General features: G+C 72.8%; 24 protein-coding genes. 14 read left to right on the forward strand and 10 right to left on the reverse strand.

Features of this window, described 5'->3' with window-relative positions:
• Window positions 1-133 precede the first annotated feature (133 nt).
• Window positions 134-1,381 carry a hydrolase gene (locus ACVHNB_RS17610; protein WP_456228559.1) on the forward strand — a complete coding sequence of 416 codons (1,248 nt, stop codon included), beginning with the start codon at window positions 134-136 and terminating at the stop codon, window positions 1,379-1,381.
• 46 nt (window positions 1,382-1,427) lie between these two features.
• On the opposite strand, the gene ACVHNB_RS17615 is transcribed toward ACVHNB_RS17610, so the two are convergent.
• Window positions 1,428-2,303, reverse strand: coding sequence for an SGNH/GDSL hydrolase family protein (locus tag ACVHNB_RS17615; protein ID WP_428950198.1), 876 nt, complete (start codon window positions 2,301-2,303; stop codon window positions 1,428-1,430).
• Window positions 2,304-2,875: 572 nt separating this feature from the next.
• Window positions 2,876-3,037, reverse strand: a complete 162-nt coding sequence (locus ACVHNB_RS17620; RefSeq protein ID WP_456228560.1) for a hypothetical protein — start codon at window positions 3,035-3,037, stop codon at window positions 2,876-2,878.
• Window positions 3,038-3,203: 166 nt separating this feature from the next.
• Between ACVHNB_RS17620 and ACVHNB_RS17625 the strand changes: the two genes are divergently transcribed.
• Window positions 3,204-3,608, forward strand: a complete 405-nt coding sequence (locus ACVHNB_RS17625) for a tautomerase family protein (protein WP_428950196.1) — start codon at window positions 3,204-3,206, stop codon at window positions 3,606-3,608.
• Between the two features lie 469 nt (window positions 3,609-4,077).
• Complete coding sequence (locus ACVHNB_RS17630) at window positions 4,078-4,287, forward strand: hypothetical protein (protein WP_428950195.1); 210 nt, start codon at window positions 4,078-4,080, stop codon at window positions 4,285-4,287.
• A gap of 4 nt (window positions 4,288-4,291) precedes the next feature.
• On the opposite strand, the gene ACVHNB_RS17635 is transcribed toward ACVHNB_RS17630, so the two are convergent.
• On the reverse strand, window positions 4,292-5,200 hold the full coding sequence (locus ACVHNB_RS17635) for a LysR family transcriptional regulator (protein WP_456228561.1): 909 nt from the start codon (window positions 5,198-5,200) through the stop codon (window positions 4,292-4,294).
• Window positions 5,201-5,300: 100 nt separating this feature from the next.
• Between ACVHNB_RS17635 and mdlC the strand changes: the two genes are divergently transcribed.
• The 4 genes from mdlC (at window position 5,301) to ACVHNB_RS17655 (ending at window position 11,367) form a co-directional block, all read left to right on the forward strand.
• Window positions 5,301-6,881, forward strand: coding sequence for a benzoylformate decarboxylase (gene mdlC, locus ACVHNB_RS17640; protein WP_456228562.1), 1,581 nt, complete (start codon window positions 5,301-5,303; stop codon window positions 6,879-6,881).
• Window positions 6,882-6,883: 2 nt separating this feature from the next.
• Window positions 6,884-8,341: an aldehyde dehydrogenase family protein gene (locus ACVHNB_RS17645; protein WP_428950192.1), complete on the forward strand. Its 1,458-nt coding sequence runs from the start codon at window positions 6,884-6,886 to the stop codon at window positions 8,339-8,341.
• A gap of 103 nt (window positions 8,342-8,444) precedes the next feature.
• Entirely contained in the window at window positions 8,445-9,668 is a 1,224-nt protein-coding gene (locus ACVHNB_RS17650) for an MFS transporter (protein WP_456228563.1), read from the forward strand.
• 160 nt (window positions 9,669-9,828) lie between these two features.
• Window positions 9,829-11,367, forward strand: coding sequence for a DHA2 family efflux MFS transporter permease subunit (locus ACVHNB_RS17655; RefSeq protein WP_456228564.1), 1,539 nt, complete (start codon window positions 9,829-9,831; stop codon window positions 11,365-11,367).
• Between the two features lie 73 nt (window positions 11,368-11,440).
• On the opposite strand, the gene ACVHNB_RS17660 is transcribed toward ACVHNB_RS17655, so the two are convergent.
• Window positions 11,441-12,253 carry an alpha/beta fold hydrolase gene (locus ACVHNB_RS17660; RefSeq protein ID WP_428950189.1) on the reverse strand — a complete coding sequence of 271 codons (813 nt, stop codon included), beginning with the start codon at window positions 12,251-12,253 and terminating at the stop codon, window positions 11,441-11,443.
• Between the two features lie 168 nt (window positions 12,254-12,421).
• Between ACVHNB_RS17660 and ACVHNB_RS17665 the strand changes: the two genes are divergently transcribed.
• Together ACVHNB_RS17665 and ACVHNB_RS17670 are read left to right on the forward strand one after the other, a co-directional pair.
• Window positions 12,422-13,543, forward strand: coding sequence for an ROK family transcriptional regulator (locus tag ACVHNB_RS17665; protein WP_456228565.1), 1,122 nt, complete (start codon window positions 12,422-12,424; stop codon window positions 13,541-13,543).
• A 70-nt stretch (window positions 13,544-13,613) separates the two neighbouring features.
• Window positions 13,614-14,402 carry a Cof-type HAD-IIB family hydrolase gene (locus tag ACVHNB_RS17670; protein WP_456228902.1) on the forward strand — a complete coding sequence of 263 codons (789 nt, stop codon included), beginning with the start codon at window positions 13,614-13,616 and terminating at the stop codon, window positions 14,400-14,402.
• A gap of 56 nt (window positions 14,403-14,458) precedes the next feature.
• Here ACVHNB_RS17670 and ACVHNB_RS17675 read toward each other — a convergent pair whose 3' ends face one another.
• Window positions 14,459-14,980: a hypothetical protein gene (locus ACVHNB_RS17675; RefSeq protein ID WP_428950186.1), complete on the reverse strand. Its 522-nt coding sequence runs from the start codon at window positions 14,978-14,980 to the stop codon at window positions 14,459-14,461.
• A gap of 41 nt (window positions 14,981-15,021) precedes the next feature.
• On the opposite strand from ACVHNB_RS17675, the gene ACVHNB_RS17680 reads away from it, so the two are divergent.
• The 5 genes from ACVHNB_RS17680 to ACVHNB_RS17700 all read left to right on the forward strand — a co-directional run bounded on the left by ACVHNB_RS17680 (window position 15,022) and on the right by ACVHNB_RS17700 (window position 19,794).
• The gene (locus ACVHNB_RS17680) at window positions 15,022-15,495 is read left to right on the forward strand and encodes an HIT family protein (RefSeq protein WP_456228566.1); all 474 of its coding nucleotides are present in this window, start codon (window positions 15,022-15,024) and stop codon (window positions 15,493-15,495) included.
• A 195-nt stretch (window positions 15,496-15,690) separates the two neighbouring features.
• Complete coding sequence (locus ACVHNB_RS17685) at window positions 15,691-16,845, forward strand: S1 family peptidase (RefSeq protein ID WP_456228567.1); 1,155 nt, start codon at window positions 15,691-15,693, stop codon at window positions 16,843-16,845.
• A 180-nt stretch (window positions 16,846-17,025) separates the two neighbouring features.
• Complete coding sequence (locus ACVHNB_RS17690) at window positions 17,026-17,793, forward strand: NPP1 family protein (RefSeq protein WP_428950183.1); 768 nt, start codon at window positions 17,026-17,028, stop codon at window positions 17,791-17,793.
• Window positions 17,794-17,989: 196 nt separating this feature from the next.
• Window positions 17,990-19,315 carry a lipase family protein gene (locus tag ACVHNB_RS17695; RefSeq protein WP_428950182.1) on the forward strand — a complete coding sequence of 442 codons (1,326 nt, stop codon included), beginning with the start codon at window positions 17,990-17,992 and terminating at the stop codon, window positions 19,313-19,315.
• A gap of 68 nt (window positions 19,316-19,383) precedes the next feature.
• The gene (locus tag ACVHNB_RS17700) at window positions 19,384-19,794 is read left to right on the forward strand and encodes a RidA family protein (protein ID WP_456228568.1); all 411 of its coding nucleotides are present in this window, start codon (window positions 19,384-19,386) and stop codon (window positions 19,792-19,794) included.
• A gap of 62 nt (window positions 19,795-19,856) precedes the next feature.
• On the opposite strand, the gene ACVHNB_RS17705 is transcribed toward ACVHNB_RS17700, so the two are convergent.
• From ACVHNB_RS17705 to ACVHNB_RS17725, 5 genes are all read right to left on the reverse strand, one after another.
• Window positions 19,857-21,311 carry a SulP family inorganic anion transporter gene (locus ACVHNB_RS17705; protein WP_456228569.1) on the reverse strand — a complete coding sequence of 485 codons (1,455 nt, stop codon included), beginning with the start codon at window positions 21,309-21,311 and terminating at the stop codon, window positions 19,857-19,859.
• Between the two features lie 8 nt (window positions 21,312-21,319).
• Window positions 21,320-21,901, reverse strand: a complete 582-nt coding sequence (locus ACVHNB_RS17710) for a carbonic anhydrase (protein ID WP_428950179.1) — start codon at window positions 21,899-21,901, stop codon at window positions 21,320-21,322.
• Window positions 21,902-21,976: 75 nt separating this feature from the next.
• The gene (locus ACVHNB_RS17715; RefSeq protein ID WP_428950178.1) at window positions 21,977-22,357 is read right to left on the reverse strand and encodes a hypothetical protein; all 381 of its coding nucleotides are present in this window, start codon (window positions 22,355-22,357) and stop codon (window positions 21,977-21,979) included.
• 231 nt (window positions 22,358-22,588) lie between these two features.
• Window positions 22,589-24,226 carry an ABC-F family ATP-binding cassette domain-containing protein gene (locus ACVHNB_RS17720; protein ID WP_456228570.1) on the reverse strand — a complete coding sequence of 546 codons (1,638 nt, stop codon included), beginning with the start codon at window positions 24,224-24,226 and terminating at the stop codon, window positions 22,589-22,591.
• Between the two features lie 314 nt (window positions 24,227-24,540).
• Entirely contained in the window at window positions 24,541-25,032 is a 492-nt protein-coding gene (locus tag ACVHNB_RS17725; RefSeq protein WP_456228571.1) for an HPP family protein, read from the reverse strand.
• Window positions 25,033-25,145: the final 113 nt, after the last annotated feature.

Here is a 25,145-nt window from a genome sequence, read left to right on the forward strand (position 1 = left end):
GGAATGCGCCGTTCAGGGGCTGCTCCCCTTATGTGGCCCAGGCGCGCTGCGGACCCGTACCGGGGGATACCCCCAGCGCGCCCGGCGGGCCTGCCGGATGGTGCGGCCCCCGGCGCCCGGCCAGCCTCGGACCATGGACGAACACGGGACCACCGCACGCATCGGACTCGGCCGCCGCTCCGTACTGGCCGCGGGCTCCGCCCTGTTGGCGCTGGGCGCGACACCCGCGGCGGCCGCAGCCAGGGCTCCCTCGGCGGACCGGGCACGGCTGCGGCTGCCCGCTCCGACGGGCCCCTGCCCGGTGGGCACGACGGCGCTGCACCTGGTCGACCGTGCCCGACGCGACCCCTGGACGGCAGGTGCCGTACGGGAGTTGATGGTGGACGTGCGGCACCCGGCCCGCCCCGTGACCGGGCACCGCCGCGCCGCACAGATGACGAGACGGGAAGCGGCCGGATTCGACCGGCTCAACAACTTCGCCGGGCTCCCCGCGGGCCGCGTCGACTGGGCCGCCACGCGCACCTTCGCCCACGCCTCGGCGCCCCTGGACCGGAGCGCGCCGCACCCCGTGGTGCTGTACTCGCCCGGCGTCCTCGACCCGCGCGGCCTGGGCACCACCCTCACCGACGAACTGGCTTCCTGGGGCTATGTGGTGATCGCGATCGACCACACCTACGACGTGTCGGCCGTCGAGTTCCCGGGCGGCCGGGTGGCCGGGAGCCGGCTCCCGGCGGAGTTCACGGCGGCACAGGAAGCGGGGCCCGCCGCGGTGACCGCGCTCCTGGAGAAGACGGCGGCGGTACGCGTCGCCGACCTCCGCTTCGTCGTCGACACCGTCACCCGGGCCTTCGCGGACGGGCGCCTGCGGCGGGCGCCGATCGGCGCCTTCGGCCAGTCCGCCGGCGGCTTCGCGGCCCTCCAGGCACTCCACGACGACCGCCGCATCGCCGCGGCGGCCGATCTCGACGGGGTGCTCGCGTACGTCCAGGACGACCACGACGAGGGCCGGCTCACCACGGTGGCGGCCGAGGGCACCGACCGGCCGGTGCTCCTGATGGGCAGCGAGGGCAACGACCGCCTCACCGTTCCCTCCTGGCGCGAGTTGTGGCGGCACAGCACCGGATGGCGCAGGGACCTGACCCTGAAGGGGTCACGGCACGCCACGTACACCGACGCCACGACGCTGCTCCCGCAGGTCGCCGCCCGCCTCGATCTGCCGCGCGAGACGCTCACCGACTGGGTCGGCACGGTGCCCGCGCCCCGCGCGGTCGCGGCCCAACGGGCTTATCTGAAGGCATTCTTCGACCGTCACCTGCGCGGCCGGGACAGCCGTCTTCTCGACGGGCCCTCGGCGCGTTTCCCCGAGGTCGACTTCACGTAGCCGGGCGCGCGGCGCCCCGCGCGCCCGGCCACGGTGCCGCCCGCGGTCAGCGCAGGCCGAGCGCGTCGATCGTGAGGTCCGCCATGGCCGACTCGCCGAGCGCGTTCGGATGCACGGGGACGAAGTTCGTGCCGAACAGCGCCGGTTCGACCCAGCGCTTCCCGGTGGCCTGGCACGCGTCGTGCCCCTCGGACGCCCGGGACAGATCGACGTAGGTGGCCCCGGTCTCCGCCGCGGCCCGCTGCACCGCACTGTTGAGGTGGATCTGGATGTCGCGCACGTACGGCACGTCGCCGGACGCGATCGGCATCTTCACGAAGCAGCCCGCCTGCGCCTTGGCCGGCATGATCCACGGGTAGCCGAGGATCGCGACGCGGGCCTGCGGCGCCTTGTTCCTGACCGCCTGCAGCGCCGCCTTCACCGCCGGGTAGGTCTTGGTGTCGATGTCGTCGCCGAACTTGTCCCCGTACAGGGACTTGCACGGATGACCCTGGCCCGCCGAGGCGATCCCGGCCGACGCGCAGGCCAGGATCGTGCTGATGAACGTGTTGTTGTCGTTGCCGCCGATCGTCATGGTCACGAGGCGGGTGTCCGCGCCGAGCGCGTCCAGCTGCGGGGCGACGCCGGGGTACTGCGACCCGGCGAAGTCCTTCGTCTGGGCTCCGCCGCACGTCACGTCCTTGAGGGCGGCGCCGGTCCGCTCCGCGATGACGTGCGGGTAGTTGGCGGTGGAGCGGGCGCACAGCAGGCTCGCGGACGGATCGAGGGGGAGGACGCCGGAAGCGGCGCTGTAACTGTCGCCGAGTGCGACATAGGGGAGGGGCTGCGGGGTCGCCTGTGCCGGGACGGTCAGGCCGAGGCCCGCCGCACCCGTCGCCACGGCCACGGCCGCGAGACGCTTCCTGAACGCGCGAATCGCCATCTGTTGCTCCTTCGAAACCGGCTCGGCTCATGGCCAAGTTCCTTGTGAGGCAGGGGACTTCAGCGCTGTGAGTTGAAGCTACCGACGAGTTTGAAAATGAGTCAATAGGCGTGCACGGGGTCGTGACCTGGGAATTGCGCGCACTCGTGGGGCGCACCTCGCGGGACCGGCTGCCGGCTTCGGCGGGCGCGCGGCCTCGGGGGAGCGGGTGAGGGACGGGAAGGGTGTTCCGCGTCACGGCCGGGCGTCACGGCCCGGGCGGGTGCCAGGGGATGCACGCGGACCGCAGGAGCGAGGCGCTCGACCGCAGTGGGTGCGTGGGCATGTCGGACACGGTGATCTTCGCCACGGTCGCGGCGCGCGGCGAGCGCTCGGGGCGACGGGGATGTCCGCCGAGCCCGCCGGGTGCGCCCGAGATGGAGTGAGCAGGTTCACGCCCGCCGGTCGGGATCGACAGCGGCGCGCGCACGATATGCCGGGATCGTCCCCGGCAGCGAATGCGGTGCGGCGCTGTGCGTGGAGCGTGCTCCCGGTCGCCGTGCGGGGCGACCCGGGGGCCTTGGGGGCCGCTCTCAGCCTGCCTGCGGGGCGTCCTGGGCGTGGCCGAAGTCGAGGACGTCGTCTGCGGTGCGCTCGGCCTGCTGCGCGGCCTCGCGGGCGTCGGCGAGGACGTCGCCCTGCTCGTCGACGAGACGGTCGTAGATGGGCGCCGGGGCGGTGGACGGTGCGGGCACGGTGCAAGGCTCCTGATCGTTGCGGTGTCGATACCGCTGGTGGTTCGGGACAAAGGGGGACCCTACGCGGACCGGATGTGCCGCGGCCAGTCGGGGTCCGTCCAGGACCACGCCTTCTGTAACTACTAGTATGCACAGACATTGCTCGCCATCGAGGAGTACGCCCATGCCTCTGGTCCGGATCGACGCCCTGAACGCCGACAGTGATCGGCTCCACGCTCTGGGGCGTGCCGTGCACGACGCGCTCGCCGACACCATCGGCTCCCCGCCGGACGATCTGTTCCAGGTGCTCACGAGTCACGACGGCGACCGCAGCGTCCTGCGCTACGACGGTTACCCCGGGGTCTCGCGCGACGACGGTGTCGTGTTCGTCGGGATCACCCTGCGCGCGGGCCGGACGCCCGATCAGAAGCGTGCGCTGTACCGGCGGATCGCGGAACTCGCCCACGCGTACGCGGACACGGAACCTCGCAATGTCCTTGTCACCCTCACCGAGAACGCGTCGATCGACTGGTCGTTCGGCCACGGACTGGCGCAGTATCAACTCGACGAAAATCAGGGGGAGTTGTAACGCGATGCCCTGCTGAACTCGTTGAACGGTGCCGGTATCCCCCGGCGGTGTCCGAGTCCAGGCGGCACCCTCGCGGGGCGTGGCGGCGGCAGCCTCCCGCGATCTCGGGCGGGTTGTTCTTCGACCTCATCGGCCGTCGCGTGGCCGTTCCGGTGAGCGAGAGGGCCGGTGCTCCCGGCGCGGGCGCTGTCGCCCGCCACACCCTCGGCCTGCCTCGCGCCACTCGCGCCACGGCGGTCCGCGCGACCGTCCGAGGGGTCGGAAAAGCCGCGGCGGACGAGCGCGAATACGGCTGCCACCAGCAGGAACGGGAGTCCGCGCCGGTGTCGTGGCGAGGGCGGCGCGCCGCCCGGATCGGAAGCCGCGGGCATATTCGCGCCAACCCTGCACAAGGCGCGGACACGCACCCGGCGGTCCCGTACACAGGAAAGGAGTGGCGGGGCCGCGGTGGAGCGGGGAGGGCCGTCGGATGATCACGGTAAGTGTCGCACTATTACTGGCTGTCATCGCCTTCATGCTGCTGCGGCGCCCGGTCGGCCCGAGAAAGAGGGGCGACACCTTCTTCACGATGCTGGTCGCTCTCGTGCTCGGCGTGCTCATCGCTCCCACCGCCCTGGGGCAGGGAATCACCGACGTGATGAGTCAACTCGCCAACGCCATCTCGCAGATCGGACAGTAGGCGCTCAGTCCGCGACGGCGTCGACAAGCGTGTCCCGCAGGAAGTCGACGAGCCAGTGCTGGGCCGGAGTGCGCGCGTGGGCGTGCCGGGCGTAGACAGAGACCTGGGCCGGTTCGATGTCGAAGGGCAGTTCCAGCAGGCGCACCCGGTGGTCCGCGGCGAACATGCGGGCCACCAACCTCGGCGCCATGGCGATGAGTTCACTGTCCTGCACGAGATACGGCAGCCCCGCGAACCGCGTCACGTCGAGGGCCACCCGGTGCAGCAGCCCATGGGCCTCCAGTGCGCGGCGCGGCCCGTCGTGACCGGCCGGGCCCGAGACGGTGATGTGCCGCTCGGCGCCCAGTCCCGCCAGGTCCACCGCGTGGCCGCGCAGCCGGGGATGGTCCCGGGCGGCCACGGCCACGTACCCCTCCGAGAACAGCGGGATCCGCGCCACCCGGGGCGACCCGAGCGGCGGTGTGGCGATGAACGCGTCGATCTCGCCGCGCCCCAACTGGTCCGTGACCTGGGCGACATCGAGGTGCCGGACCGTGAGCGTGGCGCCCGGCGCGTGCCGCGGCAGCGCGGCCATCACCCGCGGCAGCAGGGCGACCTCGCCCAGGTCCGACAGGCACACCGTGAACGCGGCGCGCGCCGTAGCCGGATCGAACAGGCGGACTCCGCTGACCGCGGCCTCGATCTCCGACAGGGCGCTGTGCAGCGGCGCGTACAGCGCGCGGGCCGTCGTCGTCGGCGCCAGCCCCGCGCCGGTGCGCCGGAACAGCTCATCGGCGAACCGGCGGCGCAGCTTCTGCAGGCCGTAACTGACCGTGGGCTGCGTGACATGCATCGCCTCCGCGGTCGCCGTCACGCTGCGCGTCTCGTAGAGCAGCACAAAGGTCCGGACGAGATTGAGGTCGAAGTCCCGCATTATCGATCCTGTCTATGAAGCTGCTCGGCAACATTGATTGGAGCACGGTCGGCTTCCTCCCTACGCTCTGCGGCACACAGCCGGTCAAGGAGGACCCTGTATGCCGACCGCACGCCGGATCGCCCATGAGTTCCTGGAGCGCCGCGGGCTGACGACGATCTTCGGCAATCCCGGCTCGAACGAACTGCCGTTCCTGGCCGGGCTGCCCGACACCTTCCGTTACGTTCTCGGTCTCCACGAAGGCGCCGTGGTCGGCATGGCCGACGGATACGCCCAGGCCACCGGCGACCCGGTCCTGGTCAACCTGCACTCCGCCGCCGGCTCGGGCAACGCGATGGGCGCACTCACCAACGCGGTCTCCGCCCGCTCCCCGCTCGTCCTCACGGCGGGCCAGCAGGTCCGCTCCGCCATCGGCCTCGAGGCGATGCTCACCAACGTCGAGGCCACCCAGCTGATGCGGCCGCTCGTCGGCTGGGCCGGCGAACCGGCCTGCGCCGCCGACGTGCCCCGCTCCCTCGCCCAGGCCGTCTTCGAGGCCGAACTGCAGCGCCGCCCGACGTATCTGTCGGTGCCCTACGACGACTGGGCCGCCGAGGCCGAGGACACCTCCGTCCTGGACCGCCGGGTGCGGCGCGGCCTCGTACCGGACGACGGCCAACTGGACGATCTCGTACGAGAGATGGGCGAAGCCCGTGCCCCGGTCCTCGTCCTCGGCGGCGACCTCGACACCGCGGGGCTCCTCGACCGGGCCGTGGCCTGTGCCGAGCACCTCGGCCTGCCCGTGTGGGTGGCGCCGTCGCCGCACCGGCTGCCGTACCCCAACCGGCACCGACTGCTGCGCGGCGTCCTGCCCGCGGGGATCGGCGCCGTCTCGGACGCGCTGGCCGGACACGACCTCGTCCTGGTCCTCGGGGCGCCCGTGTTCCGCTACCACCAGCACGTCCCGGGGCCCTATCTGCCCGACGGCGCCCGCCTGTTCCAGGTCACCGACGACGCGGGCGCCGCCGCCCGCGCGCCGATGGGCGAGGCCCTCGTCGCCGACCCCGGACCCGTCCTCGACGCCCTGATCACCCGGCTCCCCGCGCGCCAACAGGCGCACGGGGACAGTCAGTTCATACCCGCGCCCGAACCCGCCACCGCCGACGGAGCCCTCCACCCGGAGCAGGTCTTCGCCGCCCTGCGCGACACCCAGCCGCCGCACACCCGCTACGTCGTCGAGTCGACCTCCACGAACGCCGCCTGGTGGCGGCAGATGGACCTGCGCCACCCGGGCTCGTACTTCTTCCCTGCTTCCGGCGGTCTCGGCTTCGGTCTGCCCGCCGCGGTCGGCATGGCGCTCGGCGACCCGACCCGGCCGGTCGTCGCGGTCGTCGGCGACGGCTCCGCCAACTACGGCATCACCGCCCTGTGGACCGCCGCCCACTACCAGGTGCCCGTCACCTTCCTGATCCTGCGCAACGGCACGTACGGCGCCCTGCGCTGGTTCGGGCGGCTGCTCGGCACCCCGGACGTGCCCGGCACCGACATCCCCGGCATCGACTTCACCGCGCTCGCCACCGGATACGGGGTCCCCGCCACCGCAGTGCGCGAACTGGACGAACTGCGAGCCCAGTTGAAGACTCCCGCCGCCGCCGGACCCCGCCTCGTCCAGGTCGACACCCACCTCACCACACCGGAGTGACGATGCCCCTTCTCGAAGACCCCCGCTGGCACGACCGCATCCACCTCGGCGGCTGGACCCCCGGCTCCGGCGGCGCCACCCCCGTCGTCGAACCCGCGACAGGGCGAGGTCTCGGCTCCCTGGGCACCGCCACGCCCGAGGACGTCGCCCGAGCCGCCGCGCAGGCCGAACAGGCGCAGCGGGCCTGGGCCCGCACCGCGCCCGCCGAACGCGCCGCCGTGCTGCGCCGGGCCGGTGACCTGTGGGCCGCCCACGCCGACGAAGTCCAAGGCTGGCTCGTCCGCGAGGCCGGCTCCGCCCGCGCCAAGGCCGCGCTGGAGACCGAGATCGCCGCGGGGGAGTGCCACGAGGCGGCGGCCCTGCCCACGCATCCGCTCGGTGACGTGCTCAGCAGCGGCGAACCGCGCTGGTCCTTCGCCCGCCGCATCCCGGCCGGAGTCGTCTCCGTCATCGCCCCCTTCAACTTCCCGCTGATCCTGGCCATCCGCTCGGTCGCCCCCGCGCTCGCCCTCGGCAACGCCGTCCTCCTCAAGCCCGACCCGCGCACCGCCGTCTCCGGAGGCGTCAGCATCGTCCGCGTCTTCGAGGAGGCCGGCCTGCCCGAAGGGCTGCTGCACCTGCTGCCCGGGGACGCCGAGGTCGGCGCGGCCGTCGTCGAGGCCCCCGAGGTGTCGGTCGTCTCCTTCACCGGCTCCACCGCCGCGGGCCGCCGGGTCGGCGAGGCCGCGGCCCGCCACCTCAAGCGCGTCCACCTCGAACTCGGCGGCAACAACGCGCTCGTGGTGCTGCCGGGCGCCGACCTCGCCGCGGCCGCGTCGGCCGGCGCGTTCGGCTCGTACCTCCACCAGGGCCAGATCTGCATGTCCACCGGTCGCCACCTGGTCCACGAATCCCAGGCGGACGCCTACCTCTCCCTGCTCGCGGAGAAGGCCGCCGCTCTCCCCGTCGGCGACCCCGCGACCGCCGACGTCGCGCTCGGCCCCATCATCGACGCCCGCCAACTCGCCCGCATCGACCGGGTGGTGACCGACAGCGTCGCCGCCGGCGCCCGCGTCGTCGCGGGCGGCAAGCCCGACGGCCCCTACTACCCGCCGACCGTCCTGACCGACCTCGACGACACCACCCCGGCCTGGCGCGAGGAGATCTTCGGTCCCGTCGCCCCGGTGCGCACCTACCGCGACCTCGACGAGGCGGCCCGCGTCGTCGACGACTCCCCGTACGGCCTGTCGGTCGCGATCCTCGGCGACGTCGGCGCCGCCATGACCCTCGCCGACCGCGTCCGCTCCGGCAAGGTCCACATCAACGAACAGACCGTCCTCGACGAACCCGCCGCACCCTTCGGCGGCACCGGCGACTCCGGCAACGGCTCCCGCTTCGGCGGCGCCCGCGCCAACATCGACGCCTTCACCGAGACCCAGTGGGTCACCGTGCGCCCCGAGATCGCCCCCTACCCGTTCTGACCCCCCGTTCCCCTCCGTCCCCCTGTCTTCCCCGTCTCCTCTCCTCTCCTCTCCTCGCTTCTCCTCCCCGTCCCCATCCGCTCATCCCGCTAGGAGTACGGCAATGACGACGTCTCCCCGGGGAGCCACCACAGCGCTGCTGTGCTGGCTGACCGTCCTGCTCGAGGGATACGACCTGGTGGCGCTCGGCGCGACCATCCCGACCCTGCTGAAGACGCACCACCTCGGCTTCACCCCGGCCGACGCCACGGCGGTCGCCACCGTGTCCCTGGTCGGCGTCGCCGTCGGCGCGGCCGGACTCGGCCCGCTCACCGACCGGTTCGGGCGGCGCGGCATGCTCATCGGCTCGGTCCTGCTGTTCTCGGTGTTCACCCTCGTGACGCCGCTCGCGCCGAACGTGGCGGTGTTCGGCGCCCTCCGCTTCCTCGCCGGCCTCGGCCTCGGCGCCTGTATGCCCGTCGCCCTGACCACCATGTCCGAGAACCTGCCCGAGCGCCGCAGGGCCGCGGCCAGCACCTTCACCATGACCGGCTACCACGTCGGCGCCGTCCTCACCTCCGTCCTCGCCCTGTCCGCCGGCGACGACTGGCATCTGCTGTTCTACGGCGGGGGAGTCGCGGGGCTCCTCGTCGTCCCCCTGATGTGGTGGCGGCTGCCGGAGTCCGCCGCCTTCCTCGCCGCACGCACCGGCCCCGAGGGCGAACGCGTCGGCGCCCGCGACCTGCTCGGCCCCCGGCTGCGCCGCACCACCCTCGCCGTCTGGGGCGGCTCCTTCATGGGCCTGCTGCTCGTGTACGGCCTCAACACGTGGCTGCCCCAGCTGATGCGCAGCGCGGGCTATCCGATCTCCCGCTCGATCGCGCTGCTCCTCGTCCTCAACGTCGGCGCGGTCATCGGTCTCGTCGTCGCCGGACTCGTCGCCGACCGGTACGGGATCCGCCGCGTCGCCCGCATCTGGTTCGCGGCCGGTGCCGTGCTGCTGGCCGTACTGAGCCTGCGGATCGCGAACAGCGTGCTGCTCAACGCCCTCGTCCTGCTGACCGGCGTCTTCGTGTTCTCGGCGCAGGTGCTCATCTACGGGTACGTCGCCCAGGTCTTCCCGGCCCGGACCCGCGGCACCGCCCTGGGCCTGGCCTCCGCGGTGGGCCGGCTCGGGTCGATCACCGGACCGTTCGTCACCGGCGCACTGGTCACCGCGGGCATCGCCCACCCCTGGGGGTTCTGGTTCTTCGCCGGAGTGGCGGCGCTCGGCCTCGGCGCGATGCTCCTGCTCGCCGCACCCGCGGCCGAACCGGCCGCGGCACCACGGACGGTCCCGGCCGGATGACCCCGTAAGCGCCCGGCACCGCGCCACGCGGCGCCGGTTCGCACCCCCATGTGCCGCGCGCTCCAGGGCGGTTCCACCGGGGACACCCGTCCGGGTTAGGGTTACCTAACCTGTGGGGTGTCCCCGGTGTTCCCCCGCGCCTGCCCATGAAGGAGCCCGCATGACGGCGACGCCCGCCGCCGAGCAGCCGCCCGCCCTCGCGTCCGACCGGCCCAAGGACCCGCGCCGCTGGCTGATCCTCGGCGTGATCTGCCTCGCGCAACTCGTCGTCATCCTCGACAACACCATCCTGAACGTCGCCGTCCCCACCCTCACCGCCGACCTCGGGGCGAGCACGGCCGACATCCAGTGGATCATCAACGCGTACGTCCTCGTACAGGCCGGACTGCTGCTCACCGCGGGAGCCGCCGCCGACCGCTACGGCCGCAGGCGCCTGCTGCTCAGCGGTCTCGCGGTCTTCGGCGCCGGCTCGCTCGCGGCCGGACTCGCCCAGAGCGCGGGCCAGTTGACCGCCGCCCGCGCGGGCATGGGTGTCGGCGGCGCGCTCCTGCTGACCACCACCCTCGCGGTCGCCGTGCAGGTCTTCGACGAGGACGAACGAGTCCGCGCCATCGGCATCTGGGCCGCGGTCAACGCCCTCGGCTTCGCCGCCGGGCCGCTCGTCGGCGGTGTCCTCCTCGACCACTTCTGGTGGGGCGCCCTCTTCCTCGTCAACCTGCCCGTCGTGGTGCTCGGCCTGTGTGCCGTCGCCTTCCTCGTGCCGGAGAGCAGGGCCGAGCAGAGCCACCGCCCCGACCTGTTCGGCGCCCTGCTGTCGACGGTCGCCATGACCGCCCTCGTGTACGCCGTCGTCTCCGGGCCCGACCACGGCTGGGCCTCGCCGCAGGTCCTCGTGGGCGCGGCTCTCGGTGTCTGCGCCCTGGCCGCGTTCGTCGTCTGGGAGCGGCGCTTCCCGCACCCGATGCTGGACATGAGCTTCTTCCGCAACCGGACCTTCACCGGAGCGGTGTTCGGGGCGCTGCTCATCACCTTCGGCAGCGGGGGCGCCCTGTTCCTGCTGACGCAGCAGCTCCAGTTCGTCCTGGGCTACGGGCCGTTGGAGGCGGGACTGCGCACCGCCCCGTTCGCCCTGACCGTCGTCCTGTTCAACTTCACCGGCCTGTCGGCCCGGTTGAGCACGCGGCTCGGCATCCCGGGCGCCGTCGCGCTCGGAATGACCCTGCTGGCCTGCGGGCTCGCCGCGGTCGCCGTCGCCGGGCGCTTCGCCGACGGATACGGCGGGCTGCTCGCCGGGCTCTTCCTCATGGGCGTGGGCTGCGCGTTCGCCAACCCGGCGATGGCCGTGGCCGTCCTCGGCTCCATGCCGCGCGAGAAGGCGGGCGCGGGCGCGGGCATCGAGGGCACGGTCACCGAGTTCGGCAGCGGCCTGGGCGTCGCCGTCCTCGGTGCCGTGCTCAGCGCCCGCTTCTCCGCGCTGGTCCCGGTGACCGCGGCCTCGCTGCCCGCAGCCCTGGCCGCCGCGGACTCGGCCGCCGAACGCGGCACGGTCACCCGGGCCTTCGGATCGGCCCTGGAGACCGGTCAACTCGTCGGCGCGGCAGCCGTGCTGACCGGAGGACTCGTCGCGGCGACCCTGCTGCGCCGGGCCGAGCGCGAGGGAGCACCGGCACCGGCCGCCGCCGTCACGGATCCCGTGTGAGCCGAGCTTCCTCCGCGGGACACGCGCGCACCGAGGAGGAAGCCGCTCGCGGTGCGGTGCACCGGCGCGTCCGCTACGAAGCGGGGCAGCGCGTACGCAGGAAGTCCAGCAGCACGTCGGTGAACCGCTCGGGCTGCTCGACGCCCGGCAGGTGCCCGGCCTTCTCGATGACGGCCAGTGTCGCGTCCGGGACGAGCCCGGCCAGGGACTCGGCCTCCGCGACCGGCGTGTAGACGTCGTCGGCGCCGACCACGACGAGCGCGGGCACCCGGGCCGCGGCCAGGCTCTCCCGGTAGTCCGGCCGCTCGGCCCGCCCGCGCAGGGCGGCGGCCGCACCCCGCGGGTCGGTGGCCCGCATCATGCCCAGGACGTGCTCGGCGACATCGGGCAGCGCCGTCACGTTGTAGGCGGCGAGCATCTTGTCGATGACCTCGTCGGCGTACCCGCCCATGCCTTCGGCGAGCAGCCGGTCGGCGAGCCGGTTGCGGAACGCCTTGCCCTCCGCCGTCTCGGCGGGCGCGGACGTGTCCGACAGGACGAGGGCGCGGGTGCGCCGCGGGTGACGCAGATGGAACTCCATGGCGATCTGCCCGCCCATGGAGACCCCGCCGACCACCGCACGCCCCACTCCCACGTGGTCGAGGAGCGCGGCGACATCGTCCGCGAAGCGGGACAGCAGGACGCTGCCCGGCGTGACATCGCTCTCCCCGTACCCCCGCAGATCCGGTGCGAGCACCCGGTACCCGGCGACGGCCAGCGCCTCGGCCTGCGGACGCCACAGCGTCCGGTTGAAGGGATGCCCGTGCACCAGCACGACCACGACCCCCTCCGCCGGTCCGAGGTCGTCGTACCGAAGGACGGCGCCGTCCACCCTGACTCGGTCCATCGAGAGCACTCCTGACGTGGTCGGTCGCCGCTGGGCCGGTGGCCGCACGGTAGGTCGCGTCCAGCGCCCCGATCAAGGGGATTACGCGTCAGGGCCGACCGCCTTTGCCGACGGGCCCCCGCGGAGCCGGATCCCCTTTGGTCAGGACTCCTTACTAGACTGGTCCGCATGGCCCCGAGACCCTCACTGGAGATGCTCCGCGCGCTCACCGACGAGAACGTGCTGCGTGCCCTGATGTCCGAGGCCCGGCTGACGCGCGCGGAGATCGCCGCGCGCACCGGCATCTCCAAGCCCACGATCTCCGACAGCGTGCAGCGCATCGGAGCGGCGGGGCTCGTCGTCGACACCGGCGAGCGGACCACCGGACGGGGCCGCGTCGGCTCCTACTACGCGCTCGCCCCGGGGCTCGGCACGGCGCTCGTCGCCGGGATCACCCAGCACCGGGTGACGGTCGAGGCGGTCGACGCCCTCGGCCGCGTACAGGCACGGGAAGCGGTCGGACTCGGGCCGGGGGCCGGCCCGGAGGCGGCCGCCGACGCCCTGGCGGCAACGGCGGGCCGGCTCGCCGGACGGACCCCGGGCGGCCTGCGGAACGCGGTGGTCAGCGCCGCCGATCCCGTCGACCGCGCCACGGGCCGGCTGGTGCGACTGCCCGACGCACCCTTCCTCATCGGCGACCTCGACCCGCCCGCCGCGCTCGCCCCGCACGTCACCGGACCGGTCCTCGTCGACAACGACGTCAACTGGGCGGCCCGCGCCGAACACACCGACGGCTGCGCGCGCGACATCGACGACTTCGTCTACCTCCACCTCGGCGAAGGGCTCGGCGGCGCCGTCGTGACCGACGGGACGGTGCGCCGCGGCCACCACGGGTTCGCCGGGGAGATCGCCCACCTGTACACCGTCGGCCCCGACGGCACGGCCATGGCGCTGACCGAGGTGTTCGCCGCGCTCGGCCTGCGCCGGGCCGGATCCACCGCCGTGGACGTCGCCGCGCTCCGGGACCGCCTGGCCGACGGCGACCGGACGAGGACCGTGCTGGCCCGCGCGATCGGCGGGGTGCTCGCCGCCGCGGTCGCCCTCGTGGACCCCCGGATGATCGTCATCGGCGGTGCCTGGGGCCCGGCCCTGGCCGACGCGATCGGCGCGCACTTCGCGCGCGACCCGCGCCCCGTCCCCGTGACCGCCACCACGCTGACCGACCCCGAACTGACCGGCGCCCGCACCCGTGCCGTCGAGGAACTCCGTTCCCTCGTCGTCCGCTCGGCGCGCCCCGCTCCGTCCCCCTGATCGACTCCCGTACCGAGGAACGACCTTGACCACGCACCACCGCCCCGACATCCGTCTCGTCGTCACCGACATGGACGGCACCCTCCTGGACGCCGACGGACGCGTCCCGGCCTCCCTGTGGCCGCTGCTCGCCGAACTGAACCGCCGCGGCATCGTCTTCTGCCCCGCCAGCGGCCGCCAGTACGCCACTCTCGCCGACCAGTTCGCCGCCGTGGACGACGGCGGCATGGTGTACATCGCGGAGAACGGCACCTACGTCGTCCGCGGCGGCGCCGAGATCAGCTCCGACCCGCTGGATCCGGCCATCGCCTCCTGGATCGTCAAGGAGGTGCGTCAGCTCACGGACAGCGGGGTCGACGCGGGAGCCGTCGTCTGCGGCAAACGGTCCGCCTACGTGGAGCGGTCCGACGAGCGCTTCATGACCGAGGTGCGCAAGTACTACCACCGTCACCGCATCGTCGAGGACGCCACCGCCGTCGACGACGACGTGATCAAGGTCGCCCTCTTCGACTTCGGCAGCGCCGAGCGGACCACGGCCCCGGCCCTGGCGCCGCTCGTCGACTCCCACCAGGTCGTCGTCTCCAGCGAGCACTGGGTCGACGTCATGAACCGCACGGCGAACAAGGGCGTGGCCGTACGCCGGCTCCAGCGCGAACTCGGCATCACCGCCGCCCAGACCATGGTGTTCGGCGACTACCTCAACGACCTGCAGATGCTCGACGCCGCCGACTGGTCCTACGCCATGGCCAACGCCCACCCTGACGTGCTCCGCCGGGCCCGCCACCAGGCACCGCCGAACAGCGAGAACGGCGTGGTCCGCACGATCCGCGAGGTGCTGGAACTGCCCGCCGACGTGTGACACGCGCCGTGCCGGCGGCCGGTCCGGACCCCGTGACACGAGCCGCCGGACAGGCGTCAGTGCCCCGCGACGAGCTTCACCGCGACCACGCCCACCCCGATCACGGCGTTGAGCGCGGCCGTGAGCAGCGCAGCGAGCGGTCTCGCGCCGACCCGCCGGCCGCCGGTGAAACCCCACGCCGCCAGCGCCGCGACCTCGCTGCCCACCGAGATCCACAGCGCCGTGGTCAGCTCCATCACGCCCGCCGCGGACAGGCCGATCAGCAGCAGCGGACCGGCCGCGCTGGTCAGCAGCGGGCTGCTGGTGAACAGCGTGTGCCGGATCTCGGGGAGCCGGGGCATCCGGCCGTGCGCCACCGGGTGCGCCTGGAGATCCGCGACGAGCGTCGCCAGCCACAGACCGAGTGCGGTGACCGCGACCGAGACCACCGCTCCGACATGCGTCGGGTGGCCGCTCTGCGCCAGACCCACCAGGACGGCGAGCAGGGTGAGGGAGGCGTAGATGCGTTCCTTGAGCCGCTCGCGCAGCAGGTCCGCGCGCTCCTGGGCCACTGCGTCCGGCGACATGCTCTCGGTCATGGGCGCACCCTAAGCGTGAACCCGTGCGGGATCGTGGACCCATGACACAGGGCACCCCGCACGACTCCCCTGACTCCGGCGACTGTTACTCCTGCGGAACCGAGGCCCGGTTCGACGAACTGCCGCCGCGCGAACGCGTCGCCTTCGACCGGCACTGGCGCGTCGCCCACGCCCTGGGCAGCGCGCTGCCGGGCTGGCTGGTCCTGCTTCCGCGGCGGCATGTCACCGCTGTGCACGACCTCACCGAGGCGGAGGCCGCCACCTTGGGCCGCTGGCAGGTGAGGCTCTCCCGGGCGCTGCGCGAGGAGACCGGATGCGTCAAGACGTACGTCGTCCAGTTCGCGGAGGCGGCGGGCTTCGGCCACGTGCACTTCCACATCGTGCCGCGCGCACAGGACCTCCCCGAGTCCCGACGCGGCACCGGTGTCTTCGAGTTGCTCCGACGCCCTGAGCGGGAGCAAGTGACCGCCGAGCAGGCCGACCTGCTGGCCCACGCCCTGCGTGCCCGGCTGTGATCGTCCGGACCCGATAGACCCGACGGCCGTGACCGAGGGCGCCGGCGCGGGCCGGAACAATGCCCGGATCACACCGCTCCATTGGCATGGACCTGCCCATGATCCCTCGCTAGGCTCCCCAGCGGCATGCCACGGGAGCGCTCCCAGGCTTTGCTGTTCCACCCCCACCACACGGGAACAACGAAGGGCCTACCCATGCGACGTACCAGACCCATACGTGCCGTCCTGTCCGCGCTGCTGGTCACCGGAGCCTGTGCCACGGCCGGTTTCCTGCCGGCCCAGTCGGCCGGCGCGGACACCCCGCGGGCCGAGCGCGCCGCCGCCTCCGACGGCCTGCTCACCGCGATGCAGCACGACTTCGGCCTCACGAAGCCGCAGGCCGAAGCGCGACTGGCCGCCGAGAAGCAGGCGACCGCCACCGAGAAGAAGGCCCGCAAGGCGGCCGGATCCGCCTACGCCGGGTCCTGGTTCACGCCGAAGAGCGAGCGGCTGACCGTCGCTGTGGCCGATAGGGCCAAGGCCGCCGAGGTCCGGGCCACCGGTGCGGCCGTGGAGGTCGTCAGCCACAGCGCCGCCCAGCTCGACGCCGCCAAGAAGCGCATCGACGCGCTCGACGCCCCGGCCGGCGTGAGCAGTTGGCGCGTCGACTGGAAGGCCAACCGCGTCGTCGTCGAGGTCCTCGCCGACCAGCAGGCTGACAACGATGTCACGTCCTTCCTCGCCCGAGCCCGCGCCGCGGGCCCCCTGACCGTGCGCACCACGGACCACGCCCCGTCCACCCTCGCGGCGGGCACGGTCGGCGGGGACCCGTACTACACCGGCAACGTCCGCTGCTCGATCGGCTTCTCCGTCCAGGGCGGATTCGTCACGGCCGGCCACTGCGGCGGCGCGGGTCAGTCGGTCAGCGGCTGGGACGGCTCGTACGTGGGCAACTTCCAGGGCTCGTCGTTCCCGGACAACGACTACGCCTGGGTCAACGTCGGCAGCGGCTGGTGGACCGTTCCGGTCGTCCTGGGCTGGGGCACCGTCTCCGACCAGTTGGTCCGCGGCTCGGCCGAGGCTCCCGTCGGGGCCTCCATCTGCCGCTCGGGTTCCACCTCGCACTGGCACTGCGGCACGGTCCTCGCCAAGAACGAGACCGTCAACTACAGCCAGGGCGCCGTCCATCAGATGACCAAGACGAGCGTGTGCGCCGAACCGGGCGACTCGGGTGGTTCGTTCATCAGCGGCGACCAGGCCCAGGGCGTCACCTCCGGCGGCTGGGGCAACTGCACGAGCGGCGGTGAGACCTGGTACCAGCCCATCAACGAGATCCTCGGTCGCTACGGCCTGACCCTGCACACGGCCTGACCGGCTCCGGTGCGGCGGCCTTCCCCGCGCATCCGCCGCCGCACCGGTGTGCACCGTTCGCGCCTCCGCCGGTTCCGTCAATTCGCCGCGGATTCATGTGTGTTGCACGCGCGAGTCTCCTGCTGCTGTCGGGGGCATGACATCACTGTCGTGACCCCCACAGTGACGCAGGAGACCCCAGTGAATCCGACCGCAGTCATCCGCAGAGCCTCTCTGGCCACCGGCGGCGCCCTCGCCCTCGTGATCGCCTTCGCGGGCGCCGCCCTCGCCGCCCCGCCCGGGGCCCTGCCCGGCAACGCCGACGCGACGGAGCAGACGTTCCAGCCCGCGTTCGACTACGACACCGACGGCTGCTACCCGACACCCGCCATCGGGCCGGACGGCACCGTCAACGGCGGCCTCCAGCCGAGCGGGGCGCTCAACGGGCAGTGCCACGACGCCTCGGACCTGGACAACACCAATGGGTACGCGCGCTCCAAGTGCAACAACGGCTGGTGCGCCGTCATATATGGCCTGTACTTCGAGAAGGACCAGGCGGTGGCCGGCAGCGGACTCGGCGGACACCGCAACGACTGGGAGCACGTCGTCGTCTGGGTGCGCGACGGCCGGGCGGAGTACGTCGCCACCTCCGCCCACGGCGACTTCAACATCTATCCGCGGGACCAGATCCGCTGGGACGGCAGCCACCCCAAGGTCGTCTACCACAAGGACGGCATCGGCACCCACTGCTTCCGCCCCGCGAACTCCAACGACGAACCCCCGGAGAACCACCGCGGCACCTGGCAGTTCCCGACCCTCGTCGGCTGGAACGGGTATCCGGCCGGTCTGCGGGACAAGTTGAGCGCCTACGACTTCGGCAGCGCCACCTTCGGCCTGAAGGACGCGAGCTTCGCCAGCCATCTCGCCGCCGCGCTGCCGTCCGGGGTTCCCTTCGACGTCAACGCGTGAACATGATTGACCGGCAAGTAAGTTACTGAACCGTAACCTCCTGGGTGCTACCGGCGGTAATGGCGTCCTCGATACGGTCCCGGCGACGCGTGGGGCCGGTGGGACGACCGGCCGCGCGCATCGTCGGCCTGCCCGCATCCCGGCCGTCCGCCGCCAGGTCCGGAGTCCGACTCCGCCTGCACTCAGGAGGTTTGCCATGCCCGCCCCCACCCGCCTGCTGGCCGCCGCCGTCGTCACCGCCACCTGTCTCGGAGCACAGGCCGTGCCCGCCGCGGCGACGACCGGATCGCAGAACGAGGTCTCGCGAGGCGTCACGATCCCCGCCTTCTACAACCCGCCCGCCGAACTGCCCGACGCCAACGGCGCGCTGATCCGCAGCGAACCGCTCCCGCTGGCGCTCAGCCTGCCCTCGCTGCACGGCCCGCTGCCCGGCACGGCGACCCGCATCATGTACCGCACGACCGACGCGAACGGCCAGGCCGCCGCGGTCACCGGTGCCTACATCGAGCCGGCGGCGAAGTGGCGCGGCGACGGCCCCCGGCCCCTCGTCGCGCTCGCCCCCGGCACCATGGGCCAGGGCGACCAGTGCGCCGCCTCGCTCGGCCTGGAACACCCGCTGCGCCTCAACGGGCAGACGGTGTCCGTCGGATACGAGGACCTGGCCGTCTACCGGCTCCTGGCCAAGGGCGTCGCGGTCGTCGTCACCGACTACGTCGGCCTGGGCACGACCGACCGCCTGCACACCTACGTCAACCGTCTCGACGAGGCGCACGCCGTGCTCGACGCCGTCCGCGCCGCCCGCGCGCTCGAAGGCGCCACCGTGACCGCCGGTTCGCGCGTCGGCCTGTTCGGCTACAGCCAGGGCGGCGGCGCGACCGCGGCCGCCGCCGAACTCCAGCCGACGTACGCCCCCGACGTCACCCTCTCCGGCACGTACGCGGGGGCGCCGCCCGCCGACCTGACCGAGACGACGAAGGCCATCGACGGGACCGACCTCGCCGGCGCCCTCGGCTGGTCCCTCAACGGATTCCTGCAGTCCGAACCCGAACTGCGGGCCATCGCCGACGCGCACCTGGGCGACAAGGGCCGCGCGGCGCTGAAGGATCTCTCGACGATGTGCGTCGGCGACGCGATCCTCGGCTACAACTCCGCACGCAGCTCTTCCTGGACCAACGACGGCAAGACCCTCGCCGAGATCATCCAGGCCGAGCCGCGGCTCCAGGAGTTCCTCGCCGAGCAGCGGATCGGCACGATGAAGCCGGCCAGCCCCGTGCGGGTGGCCACCGGCGTCAGCGACAACCTCGTACCGCACGGCCAGGCACGCCAGTTGGCCGTCGACTGGTGCGGCCGCGGCGCACAGGTCACGTACAAGCCGGTGCGGCTGCCCGACGTCGGGCGCGCGCTGCTCAACCACTTCGCCCCGCTGCTCACCGACCAGGGCAGCGCCGTCACCTGGCTCACCGACCGCCTCTCCGGCGAGCCCGCGGGATCGAACTGCGCGACCCTGCCCGCCCAGCCGTGATGTGACAACATGACCGGACTCGGCTCCGGTCGTTCCCGTTGCCGCCGTCAGAAAGGGGCCAGAGGCCCATGGTCCGCGCCGTCACCCTCATCCGCTCCGACGCGCTGTCGGACGTCGCCGAATACGCGTACGCGAGCACGGCACCGGCCGAGGCGCGGCTCGTCTTCCTCGCCGGCTCCTGCCCGCTGGAGAAGGACGGGTCGACCGCGGCGGTCGGTGACTACGCGGGCCAGGCGGCGAAGTGCGTGGAGAACATGCGGGTCGCCCTCGCCGCGGCCGGCGCGGACCTGAAGGACGTCATCAGCACCCGGGTGCTGGTCGCCTCGACACAGCAGGCGGATCTGGTGACGGCCTGGCAAGTGGTCCGTGACGCCTTCGGGGAGCACGACGTGCCGAGCACCCTGATGGGGGTCACGGTGCTCGGCTACCACGATCAGCTCGTGGAGGTCGAGGCGGTCGCGGCCGTTCTCGACGACTGACCCCGCGCGGAAACGGGCCCGCCCACCGTGCACCTGCACGATGGGCGGGCCCGCTCCGTCCGTCAGTTGGCGGTGACCTTCACCGGCTCCGTCTCCGCGGAACTGTGCCGCTCCGCCCAGCTCTCCAGCGCGGTCCGGCACGCGTGGTCGAGATGGTGGAGGCCTGCCAGGTGCAGCTCGACGGGACGATTCTTCGGCAGCGCTTCCAGGCTGTCGAGGATCTTCGGCAGCCGCAGGAACGTCGCGTTGCCCGTGAGGTACGCCTGGACCGGCCCGGCTCCCTTGTCTATGACCTCCAGCTTCACGTGCGAGGCGTCCCAGGCCGTCTTGACGACGGACAGGGCGACACCGACGAGCACGCCCTCGAACATGCTGACCGCGACGATGGACACCGCGGTGACGACCAGGATCAGCGCCTCACCGCGGTGTTCGCGCCACAGCGTCACGAGCGCCCGCACCGGGATGAGCTTGGCCCCGGCGTGCACCAGCACACCGGCCAGCGCCGGGATCGGGATGTACGCCAGGGCGGCCGGCAGCAGCGCCGCGAACAGCAGGAGCCAGACGCCGTGCAGCACGCGGGACGCCTTGGTGCGCGCCCCGGCCTGCACGTTGGCCGAGCTGCGGACGATCACCGCGGTCATCGGCAGCGCGCCGAGCACACCGCACACCGCGTTGCCCGCGCCCTGCGCCACCAGTTCCTTGTCGTACGCGGTCCGGGGCCCGTCGTGCATCCGGTCCACCGCCGCGGCGCTGAACAGTGACTCGGCGGACGCGATGAGCGTGAACGCCACGACGGTGCCGATCAGCCCGAGGCCCGCGAGTTCGCCGAAGGCGTCCAGGGACGGCGGCTGGATCGACCCCAGCAGGCCGTTGACCTCGACGTTCGCCACGGGGGCGTCGAACACGACGGCGGCGGCGGTCGCCAGGCCGACCGCGGCCAGCGGGCCGGGAACGACCCGTACCCGCTGGGGCAGGTGCTTCCACAGCACGAGAACGGCGACGGTGCCGGCGCCGAGCGCCAGCGAGACGAGTGCCTGCGTGCTGCTCAGGGAGTCGACCAGGGCCCCCGGCAGTCCGGCTATTTTCCCGAGCCCCGACTCCGGGGCCTCGGCGGCCACCATCGCGTACAACTGCCCCGCGATGAGGACGAGTCCGATGCCGGCGAGCATGCCCTCGACCACGGAGACCGAGATGGCCCGGAAGTAGCGGCCCAGCTTCAGGGCGCCCATGCCGATCTGGAGCAGGCCGGTCGCCAGCACGACGACGCCGAGGACCGGCAGCCCGAACTCGTCCACGGCCTCGTACACGAGCACGGTCAGCCCGGCCGCGGGGCCGGAGACCTGCAGGCTGCTGCCGCGCATCAGGCCTGTGACGATGCCTCCGACGATGCCGGTGACCAGGCCGAGCTCGGCGGGGACGCCCGAGGCGACCGCCACGCCCACACACAGCGGGAGCGCGACCAGGAAGACGACGAGTGAGGCGGTGAAGTCCGCTTTGATGTGGGGGTATTTGGTCATCACGGCGCTCACAGGACCTCGAACGTGTCGGTGTCGGGACGGTGTTCGCGTACGCCTCCGGTGTGGACCTCGTAGTACCAGCCGTGCAGACGCACCCGGCCGTCCGCGAGGCGCCGCTCCACGCACGGGTACGAGCGCAGGCGCAACAGCTGGGTGAGCACGTGTTGTTGGACCGCCGACGCGACGGTCGGGTCCGCCGGGTCGTGTGCGGGGGCCTCGCCCGCGGCGTGCGCGAGCCAGTCGCGCACGGCGGGCACCGCCGCGAGGTCGTCGCCGCGCACCAGCGCGCCGACCGCGCCGCAGTGCGAGTGACCGCAGACGACGATGTCCTGGACGCCGAGCACCTCCACGGCGTACTCGATGGTGGCGGTCTCCCCGCAGGGGTGACCGGTCGAATGGGCGGGCACGATGTTGCCCGCGGTGCGCAGCTCGAAGAGTTCCCCGGGGCGGGCGCCGGTGATCAGGGCCGGCACGACCCGCGAGTCGGAACAGGTGATGAACAGGACCTGGGGGGACTGGCCCTCGGCGAGCCGGGCGAACTCCTCAGGGCGTTGTCCGAACGTACGGGCGTTGTCGATGAGGGGCTGCATGATGTGGTGATTCCTCCTGGCGCGCCGTGGGGGGCGCGTCGGGCTGGCAGGACAGAGTGGACCGCGATGTCCCTGTCAGCAGCGGAAGACCTGAAGGGTCGCCGCCGTGAGATCCGGCACGGATCTGCTCGGGCGGACGAGGACGTCTCCGGCCGGGGCGGGCGGGACGACGGCCGTGGCTCGCTGCTTCGGTGACAGCGGTGCGGGGTAAGGGAGTTGGGTGCTGCCGGAGGCCGCGCGGTGCCGGTCCCGGGTGCGCGACACCTCGACGGGATCGCGAGGGTGGGTGTGGTCGCCGGGGCCGGCCGTCGGTACCTGTCCGGCGGACGCGGACACGCCTTGCCGGTCGGACTCATGTGCGGGAGCGAACGCACGTACGGAAGTGAACAACGACAGGGCCAGTACCGCGGCGACGACGAGAGTCAGCCAGGCGCGGGCCTTCCCACCTCGGAACACGCGCCCTCCTCCCGATCGTCCGCACGTCAAGGCGAAACCAACGATTGGTCAACCGAAGGTCAAGGAGAAGATTAGCTGTGCAAAGGTGATCGCCGGGTTAACAGGGCGTTGCGGTCCCGAGGAAGCGTGAAAAGTGCGGTCGATTGGCGTGAACGACGCGGTGGGGCGCGGTGGGTGACCACGCCCCACCCCTTTACCGGGACCGATCAGTGCCCGTTTTACCCGGGCCGGTCAGCGCCCGTCCGCGTCGAGCCGGAGCTCGCGGCCCTGCCAGCGCCCGCGCAGCCACCGGTCGTGACTGGCGACGACGATCGCGCCGGGACCGGTGCCCAGGGCGTCCTCCAACTCGTCGCACAGGCGCGGGGACAGATGGTTCGTCGGCTCGTCGAGCAGCAGGAGGCCGGGCGGGCTCGCCACGAGGAGGGCGAGCGCGAGGCGCCGCCGCTGTCCGACGGAGAGGTGGCCGACCGGCTTCTCCAGATCGCCGTCGTGCAGCAGGCCGAGTGAGCGCAGCGGCACCGCGTCGGCCCGCTCGAACCCGAGCGCCCGTGTGTAGGTCTCCCGCACGGACCGGTCCGGCCGGGAGAACTCGGAGTCCTGGGCGAGCAGCCCCACCGTCACCCCTGCCCGCCGACGCACCTCGCCCTCCGCGGGCAGCCGTCCGGCGAGCACGGCGAGCAGCGTCGACTTGCCGGAGCCGTTGGCCCCGGTGACGAGGAGGCGGTCGGTGGGCGACACGTCGAGGCGGGTCGGGCCCAGGCGGCCGGGCACGCGCACGTCGCGCAACGCGACGAGAGGGGCCTGTGGGTCCGACGTCTCCGGCGCCGCCGCCCCCAGTTCGACGGGCCGGAACCGCAGCGGACGCGGCGGTTCGCCGACCTGGCGGCGCTCCAGGTCCTCCAGCCGCCGCGCGGCGTTGCGCACCCGGCGGGAGATCTGGCTCTGCACCCGGTTCGCCCGGACGCCGTAGCCCATCTTCTCGTTGTCGCGGGGCCCCCGGTCCGGGGCGACGCGATGAGCCGTCACCCCCGCCGCGTGCCGCAGCTCGGCCAGTTCCTCCTGCTCCTCGGCGTGCCGCCGCTCCCAGCGCTCACGTTCGGCCCGCTTCTGCGCCAGGTAGGAGCTGTAGTTGCCGCCGTACCGCACGGGACCGTCGACGGCCGGATCGAGGTCGATCAGATCGGTGCAGACGGCGTCGAGGAAGGCCCGGTCGTGGCTGGCCAGCACCACGGCGCCCGGCAGCGTCCGCAGTTGGTCCTCCAGGAACCGGGCGGCGCCGTCGTCGAGATGGTTGGTGGGCTCGTCCAGGAGCAGCGCCGAGGGGCGCCGGACGAGAAGCGCCGCGAGCGCAAGACGGCCCCGCTGTCCGCCCGACAGGGACCGCAGGGTCCGGGCGCGTGGGACCGCGTCGAGGCCGAGGCCGGCCAGTACCAGGGCGGCTCGCCGGTCGGCGTCCCAGACCTCTCGGGCCTGGGCGCTTTCGAGGCGCCGCCCGTAGGAGTCGAGCAACTCCGCGTAGGCGGGGCTGTCTTCCGCGGTCCGGGCGAGGAGGTCGCCGAGGCGTTCGAGTTCCGCGAGGTCGTCGCGGGCCTCGCGCAGCGCGTCGTCCACGACGTCGGCGAGCGTCCGCTCGGCGTCGTACGGCATCTCCTGGTGCAGGAAACCGAGGTCGGGCGGGCGGACGACGGTGCCCGCGTCCGGTGCGTCCGCTCCGGCGAGCAGGCGCAGCAGGGTCGACTTGCCGACACCGTTCTCCCCGATCAGCCCGATGCGGTGACCGGGGGAGGCGGTGAGGGACACGCCGTCCAGGACGCGGCGGGTGCCGAGGGTGCGGACGAGATCGTGGGCGAGCAGGGCCGGTTCAGACATGGACGCCCGCCCCCTCGACGCGCGTCCGGGACGGCCGGGCGGAGGGCGGGATCGGGCAGAAGACGGATGTGACCGACACGAAGGAAGACCTCTGGTGAGAGACGGGCGGGCCCGGAAGGGCTCCCGGAACAGGGAGAAGGGGACGACTTCGAGGCCATGACGGCGATGCTCAGCAGCACCGGCCGATGGCCTGTCGGGTCCGGGTATCACCCGGAGATGTCGTCGTCACCCGCCATGTTCGGACTCCTCGACTCACGCGGAAGGTCCAAGGACGCTATCAGCAAGGGTGCCCACGGCGCAGCCGGAGCGGACGGTCACCAGGTCAGCGGGTAGCGCACCGGGTGACCACCGATACGGCCCGGCAGCAGGCCGATCAGCACCAGCAGCGCGGTCGCGAGCGCAAGCAGAGGAAGGAACGCGAGCGGGTCCGGGGCCTGCAGCACGACGATCACCGCGGTGGCCGCGGCGGGGGAGTGCGAGAGGTGGGTCAGCATCATGGCGCCGAGGGACAGGCCCGCGGCGACGGCGGCCCCCCAGCCGTTGCTTCCCGTCACCGCGAGCGTGGCGAACCCGAGGACGGCGGAGATCAGCTGGCCGCCGACAAGGTTGCGCGGCTGGGAGATCGGCAGTCCTGGCGCACCGTGCACCAGCGCCGCGCTGGCCGCCAGCGGAGGGATCAGCAGCGGCTGGTGCAGCAGGACACCGACGCCGACGAGCAGGAGGAGGGCGCCGATCGCGAAGACGGTGGCCCGCAGGGCGTGCAGGGGATGCGGCCGTTCGGTCGCGGTGGGCGGGGGCGTGGGCATGGAGGCTCCGGGCAGGGCGAGGCAGGGCCCTTGATCGTAAACAGACTGTTGAATGGTGGATGAATCTTTTGCCTCTGAGGCACATTTCTGTGTCCGGCCCGGTGTCCGCCGTG

The organism is Streptomyces sp. YJ-C3, from assembly GCF_053891275.1.